9 protein-coding genes are annotated in these 12,803 nt (G+C 45.5%); 8 read left to right on the forward strand and 1 reads right to left on the reverse strand.

Features of this window, described 5'->3' with window-relative positions; translation table 11 throughout:
- Positions 1–126: 126 nt before the first annotated feature.
- On the reverse strand, positions 127–1,677 hold the full coding sequence (locus tag FIV01_RS15145; protein WP_152432748.1) for an arylsulfatase: 1,551 nt from the start codon (positions 1,675–1,677) through the stop codon (positions 127–129).
- A gap of 343 nt (positions 1,678–2,020) precedes the next feature.
- Here FIV01_RS15145 and FIV01_RS15150 point away from each other — a divergent pair, with 343 nt between their 5' ends.
- From FIV01_RS15150 to FIV01_RS15185, 8 genes are all read left to right on the forward strand, one after another.
- Positions 2,021–3,568, forward strand: a complete 1,548-nt coding sequence (locus tag FIV01_RS15150; protein WP_152431843.1) for an arylsulfatase — start codon at positions 2,021–2,023, stop codon at positions 3,566–3,568.
- Positions 3,569–3,721: 153 nt separating this feature from the next.
- Positions 3,722–6,040: a tetratricopeptide repeat protein gene (locus FIV01_RS15155; protein WP_152431844.1), complete on the forward strand. Its 2,319-nt coding sequence runs from the start codon at positions 3,722–3,724 to the stop codon at positions 6,038–6,040.
- A 114-nt stretch (positions 6,041–6,154) separates the two neighbouring features.
- Positions 6,155–7,138 carry an AAA family ATPase gene (locus tag FIV01_RS15160; protein ID WP_152431845.1) on the forward strand — a complete coding sequence of 328 codons (984 nt, stop codon included), beginning with the start codon at positions 6,155–6,157 and terminating at the stop codon, positions 7,136–7,138.
- Positions 7,139–7,150: 12 nt separating this feature from the next.
- Positions 7,151–8,113, forward strand: coding sequence for a DUF58 domain-containing protein (locus FIV01_RS15165; protein WP_152431846.1), 963 nt, complete (start codon positions 7,151–7,153; stop codon positions 8,111–8,113).
- Complete coding sequence (locus tag FIV01_RS15170) at positions 8,114–8,656, forward strand: DUF4381 domain-containing protein (protein ID WP_152431847.1); 543 nt, start codon at positions 8,114–8,116, stop codon at positions 8,654–8,656. It abuts the gene before it with no gap.
- Positions 8,649–9,740 (forward strand): vWA domain-containing protein, encoded by a 1,092-nt coding sequence (locus tag FIV01_RS15175; RefSeq protein WP_152431848.1) that lies wholly within the window; start codon positions 8,649–8,651, stop codon positions 9,738–9,740. Before FIV01_RS15170 ends, FIV01_RS15175 begins: the two co-directional genes overlap by 8 nt.
- A complete protein-coding gene (locus FIV01_RS15180) occupies positions 9,733–11,448 on the forward strand; it encodes a vWA domain-containing protein (protein WP_152431849.1) in 1,716 nt (571 codons plus the stop codon). Before FIV01_RS15175 ends, FIV01_RS15180 begins: the two co-directional genes overlap by 8 nt.
- Positions 11,448–12,758, forward strand: coding sequence for a BatD family protein (locus FIV01_RS15185; protein WP_152431850.1), 1,311 nt, complete (start codon positions 11,448–11,450; stop codon positions 12,756–12,758). The genes FIV01_RS15180 and FIV01_RS15185 overlap by 1 nt, the downstream gene beginning before the upstream one ends.
- Positions 12,759–12,803 lie beyond the last annotated feature (45 nt).

The raw sequence follows: 12,803 nt of genomic DNA on the forward strand, positions 1-12,803 counted from the left end.
CCTGCAAATTTGTATACCATTAATGGACACTGTGTTGGATGACGCCTGCTGATCAAGCGGCGTCATTGTTGGACTTAAGTTAAGCCTTAAGGTAGCGCGTCCCTGCGCTTAGGACCTATTCTTGGATTACTGCTTTTTTAGTTCATCAAGCTGCTTAAGCTTTTGCTGCAAAGAGAGCGAACGATAGCTCATATCAGCTGGATTCATGGTTTCACCTTGTTGCATCGGGTAGTCTTGCAGCGTGTTGGTGAATTTGCCAACTACATCTTGGATTGGAACAAATAGCCACATATTGTCTGCCATCCATCTCAGATACATTCCTGATTCCTTCGGCGCTTTCTCAAACGGGTCGGCGCGCAAGTGAATGATCTGAGGCCAGTTCGGCGTAGCTCGTGTTGCGTCAGAAATATTCCCTTCCATAGTGGCAAAGTTGAGTTTCCAATCATTCCATCGCACGGCATTAAGCTCACCATTGGATGAGAAATACATCAGAGATTCACGTGGGCCTTTTTCTTGTTTACCTTGGAAGTAAGGCATGAAGTTATAGCCATCAATATGAACGCGCCAATTCTTGCCGTTTGCTTTATATCCTTTGGCCAATTTCTCTTTGACATCTGGGACGCCAGCGGCGGAAAGTAGGGTAGGTAACCAGTCTTGGTGAGCCATCATATCGTTATATTTGGACCCAGGTTTTATAACACCTGGCCAGCGAACCAACTGAGGGACTCGCATGCCGCCTTCCCACGTGGTGCCTTTTTCTCCATGGAAAGGAGTGGCGCCGCCGTCTGGCCATGTCACGGTTTCTGCCCCGTTATCGGTTGAATAGATGACAATGGTATTGTCAGCAACGCCGAGTTCATCGAGCTTATCGAGTAAGATGCCGACTTGGTCATCATGCTCTAGCATGCCATCAGCATAGATGCTAACTCCAGACTTACCTCGATACTTCTCTTGTAAACGCGTCCAAACATGCATGCGTGTGGTGTTATGCCAGATAAAGAAAGGCTTGTCTGCCTTGACCGCTTTCTCCATAAAGGCGAGTGAGGTTTCTAGGAACTCTTCGTCAGCATGCTCCATACGCTTTCGCGTCATAGGGCCAGTGTCTTCAATTTTGCCGTCAGCAAAGGATTTAATGACCCCGCGCGGACCATAGTTTTTGCGAAATTCTGGATCTTTAGGATAGTAGTAAGTTTCTGGCTCTTCTTCTGCATTGAGGTGGTAGAGGTTACCAAAGAACTCATCAAACCCGTGATTGGTAGGCAAGTGTTGGTCTTGGTCGCCTAAATGGTTTTTACCAAATTGGGCAGTCATATAACCTTGTTCTTTTAAGAGATCGGCGATAGTTGGTGCCCAATCCGGAATTCCATGTGAGGATCCTGGCATACCAATGGTGAGCAATCCGGTACGAAACGGCTCTTCTCCCGTGATGAAGGCAGCGCGCCCCGCGGTACAAGACTGTTGTCCGTAGTGATCAGTAAAGAGTGCGCCTTCATTGGCAATACGATCTATGTTTGGGGTTTCGTATCCCATCATGCCTTGGTTGTACGCACTGATATTCCAATAACCCACATCATCGCCAAAGATCGCGAGGATATTGGGTTTATCTGCGGCCACTGCTGCGCTTGAGGTCGCGAGTATGCCGATACCAATAGCAAGCTTGCTCATTTGGTTAGCCATAAAAACTCCAAATTGGTTAGTAAGTTGAAAACGAGTGTTTGGTGCTAGCACTTCGTTGCTGACTAACATAATACGCTACTTGCTAAGCGTCGCTTTATACTGCATATAACCATTGGTTATAGGGATTTACAAGTTACTGTATATTAATGGATATTATATGTATTTTGTCCAAAATCAGCGTTTATGGTTCTAGACTTATATCACGTCAACTCACTTATTCATAATAATTATAAGATCTGGGTTTGAGTTCAAGAATTAATATGCTACTAGATTGGCACTGGTCTATTTTGTCGACTATAAATTTGTGTGCGCAAAGCATTTTCTATTACAAATAGAGGTTTATATGACAGTGAAATATGGCGTTAAACGCCGGCTAGCAATTCTTGCCGCGGCTTTACTTGGCGTGACGACAAGCAGTATCGCCGCAGACAAACCCAATATTCTGGTTATTTGGGGTGACGATATCGGGCAAACCAACGTCAGTGCTTATACGTTTGGCTTAGTGGGCTACAAAACACCCAACATAGATAGCATTGCTAAAGAGGGCATGATGTTCACCGATTATTATGGTGAGCAATCTTGTACCGCTGGCCGTGCAACCTTTATCACTGGTCAAACCGTATTGAGAACGGGCTTAAGTAAAGTCGGTCTGCCAGGCGCTGATCTAGGTTTACAAGCAGAAGACGTCACCATTGCTGAACTTTTGAAACCTCTGGGCTACATGACAGGGCAATTTGGTAAAAATCACCTTGGTGATAAAGACGAGCACCTTCCCACCAATCATGGATTCGATGAGTTCTTTGGTAATCTCTACCACCTTAATGCAGAAGAAGAACCTGAAAACGTCGATTATCCGAAAGATCCAGAATTTCGTAAGAAATTTGGTCCACGTGGGGTGATTAAGTCTTATGCGGACGGAAAGATAGAAGATACAGGTCCATTAACTCGTAAGCGCATGGAAACGGTCGATGAAGAGACTCTGGATGCGGCGCTCGATTTTATGGATCGCTCGGTAAAAGCCAACAAACCTTTCTTTGTGTGGTGGAATGCGACTCGAATGCATTTCCGCACTCATGTTAAAGAAGAGCATCTGGGTAAAACAGGGATCAGCTACTATGCAGATGCCATGGTAGAGCACGATAATCATGTAGGTCAATTGCTGAAAAAAGTTGACGAGCTTGGCATCAAAGACAATACCATCGTTTTTTATTCAACAGACAATGGTCCTCACATGAATACTTGGCCTGATGCGGGTATCACACCGTTTCGCGGCGAAAAGAACACTAACTGGGAAGGAGCCTTCCGTGTTCCGGCCATGGTTCGCTGGCCAGGTAAAATCAAGGCGGGCAGTGTGTCTAATGAAATTATGCATCACATGGATTGGATGCCGACTTTCTTAGCCGCCGCTGGACAAAGTGATGTCAAAGAAAAATTGGTCAAAGGCGAGTCTGTTGGTGGAACAAATTATAAAGTTCACCTTGATGGCTATAACTTCCTGCCTTATCTGACCGGTGAGGAGAGAAAAGGGCCGCGTGAAGAAGTCTTCTATTTCTCTGACGATGGCGATCTTACAGCACTTCGTTATAACAACTGGAAGATCGTCTTTATGGAGCAAAGAGTAGAGGGCACTTTGCGCATCTGGGCTGAACCCTTTGTGGCACTTCGCTTACCTAAGATCTTCAACCTGAGAATGGATCCTTATGAAGTTGCAGATATTACGTCCAATACTTATTACGATTGGATGTTAGATCGTGCGTATATGCTGGTGCCGGCGCAAGCGTATGTGGGTAAATTCTTAGAAACGTTTGCTGAATTCCCACCAAGACAAAAAGCGGCCAGTTTCTCACTCGATCAAGTGATGGAAAAACTTCAGGAAAGCCATAACAAGTAAATTGATCAATAGAATCTATAAAGGGCCTTCAGTGGCCCTTTTTTGATCTTGGTATGAGTTCTCCCTTTAATGATGTGCAATTTATTGCATTTTGAAGGCAATATCTTCTATCTTTTCTGAGAAAAAATAAAAACAACTCTTATAAGGGCAGTCATGACTCAGTGGGCAAGTCGTAATCAGGCGATACAACGTCTATTTGTGCTCGTCATTTTTCTGGTATGGATGCAAAGCGCGTTTTCAGAAACTTCTCAATCAACCAAGTCTTTAACGGCTGATTTTGTCGGTACTCAAGTTTGTGTTGATTGTCACCAAAAAGAGTTTACCGCATGGAAAGGCTCCCATCACGATATGGCCATGAAACACGTTGAACCGCAGTCTGTTTTGGGTGATTTCAATGATTATGTTTTCACTTTTAATGGCAAAGCGAATCGTTTCTATCGTAAAAATGACCAATATTGGGTGAATGTTCAAGGTGCGGATGGCAACTGGCACGACTATAAAGTCAGTTACACCTTTGGCTGGCAACCGCTTCAGCAATACATGGTTGAGTTTGGCGACGGAAGAGTTCAACTATTGCCTTTTGCTTGGGACTCAAGACGCAAAGAGCAAGGCGGACAACGCTGGTTTCACCTTTACCCAGAAACCACTCCGACCGATGAGTTTTATTGGACTAATTCCGGACAAAACTGGAATTTCATGTGTGCCGATTGCCACTCTACCAATGTACAGAAAAATTATGATGCCCAGTTAAATACTTACTCGACTACTTGGTCTGAGATTAACGTTGGTTGTGAGGCATGCCATGGGCCTGCCAGTAAGCATATGGAACTGGCGCAATCTAATAGGCTCTGGGAACAAGAAATAGGACATTTAGGTTTTGACCGCGATTTATCCAAAGCGGTGAAAGAATGGGTACAAAAAGAAGGTCACAGCACGTTACAGCCCAAAGAGATTGTCATGACTCAGCAAGTACAAACCTGTGCGCAGTGTCATAGTCGACGAACACAACTCAATGAAACGGGCGATCACGTTAATAACTCATTTTTTGACAAATATCGTCTGAGTTTAATTACGCCAGAGCTCTATCATTACGACGGTCAAATATACGATGAAGTTTATGTGTATGGCTCATTTTTACAATCTGAGATGGCGAAGAAAGGCGTGACTTGCACTAACTGTCACGATCCGCATAATGCACAGCTTAAAATAGCGGAAGAAGCGGTGTGCTTGCAGTGCCATTCGGCATCTGAGTACAGCTCAGAAAAGCATACTTTCCATACGGCGGGCACAAAAGCATCAAAATGCACCACTTGCCATATGCCTGAAACGACGTATATGCAAGTTGATCCTCGTCGCGACCATAGTTGGCATGTGCCACGTCCAGATCTTAGTCAGCATATCAACACACCGAATGTCTGCACATCTTGTCACGAGGATAAAACGGCGCAATGGGCCGATGCACAAATCGGTAAGTGGTATCCGAACTCGAACTATCGTAACCAACGCCATTTCGCGCTTGCTTTCTACGCTGATGCCATTGGCCATCGTGGTGCTTCCGATGCTTTGGCATTCTCGGCTCAGGATTCTTCACTGAGTGATATTATCCGCGCGTCGGTACTTGAGCGAATGGGAGGTAATACTGGGCAAAATACGCTAGTGTCACTGGCTCGCTCGGTAAAACATGATGATGAAATGATTCGTCTTGGCGCTATTGCAGGCTCTTCGGGGTACTCCTTCAGTGATAGGTGGCAAATCCTAGAGCCTTTATTGAATGATCCTGTTTTGTCTGTGCGAGCGGAAACTGCAGGTGCTTTGGTTCGTTATTATTCTGAAATGAACCCGCTTCAAAAAGAGAAACTTCAACCTGCTCTTGATGATTATCATCGCATTCAGACATTTAATTCGGACAGGGGCTTTGGTAGAACCAATCTTGGTAATCTCTATCGCGATCTCGGAGAAACCGATAAAGCGATTGATGCTTATAAAAAGGCAATAGAGATTGAGCCCTATTTTGAAAACAGCTACGCGAATTTGGCTGATTTGTATCGCGCTCAAAATAAGGAAACCAAAGCGATAGAGGTGCTCAGCGCCGGAATGAAAGCTCAGCCTAAATCGAGCGCATTGCCCTACAGTACGGGTTTAGCGTGGTTAAGGCTTGGTAACGATAATAAGGCGATTGAGCTTTTAAAGCAGGCTGCTGAAACCGCCAAGCGCAATCCACATTATTGGTACGTTTATGGATTGGCGCTGGAAAAAAACAATGTTCTGGCGGCTAGTCAAGCGCTGAATACTGCTTATGAGGTGGGTGGCGATCCTCAACACCTTTACGCCGAGTGTGATGTACTGGCACGCAATTTTAAAGCCGGTAGTATCGCCTTTGCTTTTGAGCAGTGCGTAAATCGATTGAGTAAGCAGGTGCCTCCTCAGGTGGTTGAGCAGCTGAGGGCTAAGGTGGCCGGAGCGGGTGGATAAAAATGTAATTAAGCAAGAATTTACGATTGGGTAGCTATTAAGTTTATAACCAATAGTTATAGCGCTTGTGAGTAGGATGTACACAGCAATCACAATGCATATTGAGGGAATAGGATGAATCATGTACAGCAAGCCATAAACGAGTTGATAAAACGCACCGAAGAAAGTGTGATTGGACAGAGTCATGTGGTTCAAGCTTTGGTCATCAGTTTGCTCACCAATGGACATGTGTTACTTGAAGGTCTTCCGGGTACAGCCAAGACTCGCTCTGTAAAGTCACTCGCGCAAAGGCTAAACACTAGTTTTGGCCGTATTCAGTTCACCCCAGATTTGCTGCCCTCTGATGTGACAGGGACAGAAGTTTATCAGGAGCTAGATGGAAAACCTCAGCTCATGTTTCAAGCAGGGCCGATTTTTAACAGTATTGTATTAGCCGATGAAGTAAACCGTGCGCCAGCCAAGGTTCAAGCGGCGCTACTTGAAGCGATGGCAGAAGGCACCATCACTGTCGGTGATAAAACCCATGTGCTTCCTGAGCTCTTTATGGTGCTCGCTACTCAAAACCCTGTTGAACAAGAAGGCACCTATCCATTGCCTGAAGCGCAAATGGATAGATTTATTATGAAGGTCACGGTTGAATACCCAGAAGATGAGGCAGAGCGCGACATTATTCGGTTGGTACGAGGTGAAGAGCAGGGTGCTAAAACCTCAATGACGCCTGAAAATGAGTGGCATATCGACCCTGACTTAGTCATGGAGGCGCGTCGTCAATTGCCAGAAATGACGGTTTCTGACTTGGTTGAAAACTACATTGTTGCGCTAGTAATGGCGACGCGTAAGCCAGAACGTTACCCCGATTCTCATTTAACAAAATGGCTGGAAATAGGCGCCAGCCCGCGTGCTTCCATTGCTTTGGATAAATGCTCAAGGGCTTATGCATGGTTACAGGGGCGTGACCACGTAACACCAGACGATGTCCGTGCTATGGCTCCTTCCGTACTTGGTCATCGTTTTTCCCTGTCCTATGATGCCCTTGCAGACGGTGTCGACCACAAACGGGTAGTGATAGAGCTGCTTGACCACGTAGAAATCGGATAGGCGGGAAGCGTTATGGCTCGGCCAAAAATTGCTCCAAAAAATCAGGGGCTTGATCCTCGTTTGTATTGTGAGTACGCAGGCTTGGTCCGTCTGCAAGCTCAAGTCGAATCGTTCAGCTTACTGCCTCATTTAAATTCAGGTAGTGTGTTGTCGGGCAGGCATCACTCCCTTTTTCGTGGCCGTGGTTTGAACTTTGAGGAGTTGCGCCATTACCAAACAGGCGACGATATTCGTAATCTCGACTGGAAAGTGACCATGCGTACCGGAAAACCACATGTGCGCAGCTACACAGAAGAAAAAGACCGTAACGTGATGGTTTGCATTGATCAGCGCAGTGGGATGTTTTTCTCTTCAACCCAAGTAATGAAATCGGTCGTAGCTGCCGAACTAGGGGCGATGTGTGGATGGCGAGTGTTAAAAGATGGTGATAGGGTCGGATTTGTGATTGCAGCGGATAACGCTTTGTACCACAGCAAAGCAAAGCGCTCTCAGCATGACTTCTTAGCCCAACTCAAACGACTATCCAAGGCAAATCAACGCTTAAACGTGCAGTCACTTAATTCAGATAAAGTCGACTTTGGGCATTGGGTTTCACTCTTGAAACGAATGAAGCTTAAGCAATCGACTTTCATCATTATCAGTGATTGGCGAGATTGTGAAGATCATCATCTCGATCATTTAAAGCAGCTTCAGCAGCATAATGATGTATTGGCCGTCACCATTAGCGATCCCTTTGAGCAAGCATTACCCAAAGACTTAGTCAAAATGAAATGGGTGATTGGAGATGGCCGTTATCAGCTAAACCTCGACAATCAGACCAAAGTAGCAGCTGCAAGCGCTGGGTTGGCAGAACAAACCACTAAGCAGAGGCAGTCAGTAGCAGAATTGATGGCGATGAAAAGACTACCTCATATCGAGCTGGATACCTCGGGTAACCATATCGCTCAATTTAAAAAGCAGGTGGGGAGACGATAAATGGCTCAAACTCATACACCTCCAAGTACTTATATTCTGCGCGATCTTCATGATGTTGCAGTGCCAGATAGCGTAAGCTGGCTGCCTCAGACTCTAGGTTGGAAAATTCTAGCGGCTGTCTGTTTTGTCTTATTTCTCTACTGGTTATATCGTATCACCGCTCATTGGTGGCATAACCGCTATCGCAGTGAAGCCGCTCAGGCAATATCACAACTGCAACCTAATCAGGATAGCGATGCAAAAGAGTTATTTTCAATTTTAAAAATTGTTCTTATCTACCTCGACAACAGTAACGCGCCTTTATTTGACGAAAAGTTTCTGCACAAGCTTGATGAATTGAACCCTAAGGGTGTCCAATTTACCGATGATGTAAGCAAGCGCTGGGTGAAGAGTGTTTTTGACCCAAATATCGCACTTGATGCTTCAGAATGCGCTTTATTGAAACAACGCGCACTGGCTTGGGTGAAAAGTCATAATCATCGAGAGACCAAGCCACTATTTAAAACATGTTTAAATCGATTGGTAGGGGGAAGATATGAATGATTTTCTTTCCTTGATCAGCCAACTATCCCGTGTTGAATTTGATCATCCCATGTGGTTTTTAATGCTGCCATTGCCAATAGTTATCTATTATTTGGTTCCTGCTTATCGCACTAAGCAAGTGGCGATAAAAGTGCCTTTTTTCAATTTGTTAGTTAAAGCCATTGGAGAAACGCCTTCAGAAGGAGCGAGCCAACTAACGCCAACCTGGTGGCAACGTGCAACACTCGCTTTGTCTTGGATTTTGGTTGTGACAGCGCTCGCTAAACCTAGCATTCTTGGCGCGCCGCAAGTGCGTGAAAGTTTGGGCCGAGACGTTATGGTGCTTGTTGACTTATCGGGCTCGATGGCAGAGCAAGACTTTGTATCTAAGCAAGGTAAGTCAGTGACACGTTTAGACGCTGTGAAAGAGGTTCTGGCAGATTTTGTCAAAACCCGACAAGGTGATCGGCTCGGATTAATTCTTTTTGGTGATGCTGCTTTTGTTCAAACCCCTTTTACCGCCGACCAACAAGTATGGCTCGAACTGCTCCAGCAAACGGATGTGGCGATGGCGGGGCAAAGTACCCACCTTGGTGACGCAATTGGTCTTGCGATAAAAGTGTTTGAGCAAAGTGACAAACAAAAACAAGTGGCTGAAAAAAAGCGAGAAAGAGTCGCTATAGTCCTTACAGATGGCAATGATACGGGCAGCTTTGTTGAGCCGATAGACGCGGCGAAAGTGGCGAAGGCAAAAGGGGTACGTATTCATGTCATTGCTATGGGTAACCCGAAAACAGTCGGAGAAAATGCACTGGATAAAGACACCATCATGCGAATTGCAAAGGATTCAGGTGGTGAAGCCTTTGAAGCGCTCAATCGTGATGAACTTGAAAGGGCCTATGCGCGAATCAGTGAATTGGAGCCACAGTTATATAACAGCACGACTTATCGGCCAAAGCAAAGTCTTCATCATTACTTGATAGTTTGGATTGTGCTGATGTATTTAACCGCATTCTTGCTTGCCACTATTAAACGCAAACGGCTGTCGAGTCGCGGCCCATCATCTTCGGTAGGGGCTGAGATGTCTGGAGATAAACATGATTAACAGTTTAGACATCGAACAGTTTGTGACTCAGTTTCACTTTATCCGCCCACTTTGGCTCTTGGCGTTCATCCCTATGTTGTTGCTTCTGTGGTTGCGATGGCGAGAAGAAAGTAGGCCGAGCTGGAAGGATGTATTGCCCGAGCATCTGCGCCAAGCTCTCACTTTGGGTGAACAGGGCTGGCGCAAGCAATTACCTTTAAAGCTACTAGTCGTGATTATTGGGCTTGCGATAATCGCTTGTGCTGGGCCCACTTGGCAGCGCCAAGCCTCACCTTTTGGTGAAGATAAGGCGTCGATGCTAGTCGTCATGGATACCAGCGATTCAATGTTACAGAAAGATCTGCCCCCTAGCCGTTTAGAGCGCGCAAAACACAAAATGCGTGATTTATTGTTGGCAAGAAAGGGAGGGCGAACGGGGTTAATTGTGTATTCTGGCTCTGCCCATGTGGCCATGCCCATTACCCAAGACAGCGAAGTATTTGCGCCTTTCTTAGCGGCTATTTCGCCTGACATTATGCCCAAAAAAGGAAAAATGGCCGAAGAAGCGTTGCCTCTTATTGATCAACAGTTGCAAGGTCAACTCGGCGCGACTGTGCTTCTGGTGACCGATGGTGTGAGTCCGACTACGATACAAGCTTATCAAACCTATTTTTCCAACAGGCCCTATCAATTGTTAGTTTTAGCCACTGGTAATTCAGATGTGATCTCTGATCGTCCACTGGATATAAATTCGCTTAAGCAGCTAGCCAGCAACACTTCTGGTCATCTCGTGGAAGTGACAGTGGATAATGCCGATATTGAGACATTAAATCGATATATAGAGCGTAACATGCAGCTCAATGGGGATTCGGCTATGCCATGGCAAGATATGGGCTATCAATTGCTGTTCCCCATCGCTTTGATTATGTTGCTTTGGTTTCGTAAAGGCTGGTTGGTGCAATGGTGTTTGCTGGCGACTATTTCCATTACCGCATTTTCGTCTCACCAGGTTTTGGCCGAAACCGTATCATTGAAAGCCGAGACAGCCGAGGTGCTTGAAGAACGAACGACAATAGACCGAATGTCTCAATGGTGGTGGGACTTGTGGCTGACACCCAATCAGCAGGGCCAGCGTTGGTTTAATCGCAAAGATTACCTAGAGGCTGCCAAGCACTTTACCGATCCGTTGAGGAAAGGGACGGCGTATTACTATGCTGGCGAGTATAAGCTGGCACACAGTGCCTTTCTCGAAACGCAGAGTAGCTCGTCACAAACAACAAAAGACTTAGGTCTATATAATGCGGCAAGTGCGCTTGCGCGTCAGCGAGAATACCTAGCTGCGCGAGATATCCTTCAATCTTTGGCTGATAGCGACACGTTAAGCGAACCACTAAACTCAGATGTGGCTCATAACCTCAAGGTGATCCAAGATATTGTTAAAGAAATCAATCGAACGAGTGAGAGTCAAGCAGGCACAGAAAATGATACCTCAAAAGAGCTGGGTGACAACCCGCAAACCGCTGAAGGAGCGGATGAGAAAACGTCGTCAGAATTGATGATCAAAGAAACCTTAAGTGCCAGTGAACTTCTTTCCGACCAAGAATTGGCCGATAAGTGGTTAAAACGAGTAGAGGCCGATCCAAAATATTTTCTTCAGGCTAAATTTCATATCCAACTGCGCAAGAGATCTGCTCTTGTTAGTCGCTCTGAAAAAGAGGATCAAGAATAATGAAAACTGTATTTCAAACAAGCCGATTTCGTTACTTTTTATCAGTGGTTTTGTCGTTAATAGTACTGGTGGCTATCTCAACGCCTAGTCAAGCACAGGCCCAAAGTATTCAAGGCCTTGAGCGCAGTAACGACGTTGAACTTCGAGCATGGGTTGGCAAGCAAGATGGTGTGAGAAACGATCGAAAACCCCAGTCATTCAGCGTTAATGAACAAATCATACTAAACATTGAGGTTGCTACACCACGTTGGTTTACTGGCGGTACTCGCATTGGTCGCACCGAGATACCCAATGTTATTGCCAAGCAGCGCAACCAGCTTGCAACCAATTACACTGAGAAAAAACAAGGCAAAACTTGGTCTCGGCAGCGTTGGGAAGTAACCCTCTATCCCCAATCTTCGGGTAAGTTTGTAATTCCACCTATTCCAGTGACTGTTCAAGTGTCAGCGCCTAGTGGCAAGTCAGTATCGGGCACTTTGTATACTAGACCAATACATTTTGAAGCCAAATTGCCTTCTGGGTTGGTAAGCGCTGAGGGGCCGTGGTTTACTGCGACCGATGTGGATGTCAAACAGACTTGGTCAACGTCCAATGATGAACTTAAAGTGGGTGATGCTATTACGCGAACTGTAGTTATTAATGCCAAAGACAGTCTGTCAGTCCTACTGCCCGATATTCTATCTGATCGCGCAACACCACAATACCAAGCGTATCCTCAACCTAATAAATTGGCGGATACGGCCACACGTGGTGATTATCAATCAAGCCGTGTGGAAGAAATGGTGTATGTGATCCAGCAAGGTGGTGAATTAAGCTTACCTAAATATCAATTTAAGTGGTGGAACAGCAGAACCCAACAACTTGAAACACACATAGTGGCAGGGAAAACCTTTATCGCTAAACACACATTTCAGTCATTTCTTCGCGCCTATTCGCTATGGTTTTATGTTGCTGGTGTAATCATTTTAGCCACTGGTATTACGTTAGTGACTGCTCGACGATACTATCGCACTCATCCTATGCCCGCTTGGTGGGTGCTCAACCGCTTGCTCAGTGATGAGCGATGGAGTGATGCACGAACTTTCTTGTATCGACATTTACGAATGAATACCAATGGATTAGAAATGAGCCAAGTGTTGACTTCAGATACTTGGCTTAAAAAGAGTGGCCGATTGCAAGATGGAGACAAAGACAAACATTTGTTTATGTCATTATGGAAAGTGATAAAACGAATGAGAACGAATCGATTTAGGTTAGCAAGCTTCAAAGCGCTTCCTAAACTTACAAAAACTCAGAGAGATCAATCGTGAGCTCTTGACCGATCCCCTTCATTTAAGTCTAATGACATCCTCGTT

Source organism: Vibrio aquimaris, assembly GCF_009363415.1.
Classification (GTDB): Bacteria; Pseudomonadota; Gammaproteobacteria; order Enterobacterales; family Vibrionaceae; genus Vibrio; species Vibrio aquimaris.

Bases quoted from the DNA above. Each gene is read 5' to 3' on its own strand.
- FIV01_RS15160 (WP_152431845.1), top strand. From the start codon at position 6,155: ATGAATCATGTACAGCAAGCCATAAACGAGTTGATAAAACGCACCGAA.
- FIV01_RS15170 (WP_152431847.1), top strand. From the start codon at position 8,114: ATGGCTCAAACTCATACACCTCCAAGTACTTATATTCTGCGCGATCTT.
- FIV01_RS15180 (WP_152431849.1), top strand. From the start codon at position 9,733: ATGATTAACAGTTTAGACATCGAACAGTTTGTGACTCAGTTTCACTTT.
- FIV01_RS15165 (WP_152431846.1), top strand. From the start codon at position 7,151: ATGGCTCGGCCAAAAATTGCTCCAAAAAATCAGGGGCTTGATCCTCGT.
- FIV01_RS15185 (WP_152431850.1), top strand. From the start codon at position 11,448: ATGAAAACTGTATTTCAAACAAGCCGATTTCGTTACTTTTTATCAGTG.
- FIV01_RS15145 (WP_152432748.1), bottom strand. From the start codon at position 1,677: ATGGCTAACCAAATGAGCAAGCTTGCTATTGGTATCGGCATACTCGCG.
- FIV01_RS15155 (WP_152431844.1), top strand. From the start codon at position 3,722: ATGACTCAGTGGGCAAGTCGTAATCAGGCGATACAACGTCTATTTGTG.
- FIV01_RS15175 (WP_152431848.1), top strand. From the start codon at position 8,649: ATGAATGATTTTCTTTCCTTGATCAGCCAACTATCCCGTGTTGAATTT.
- FIV01_RS15150 (WP_152431843.1), top strand. From the start codon at position 2,021: ATGACAGTGAAATATGGCGTTAAACGCCGGCTAGCAATTCTTGCCGCG.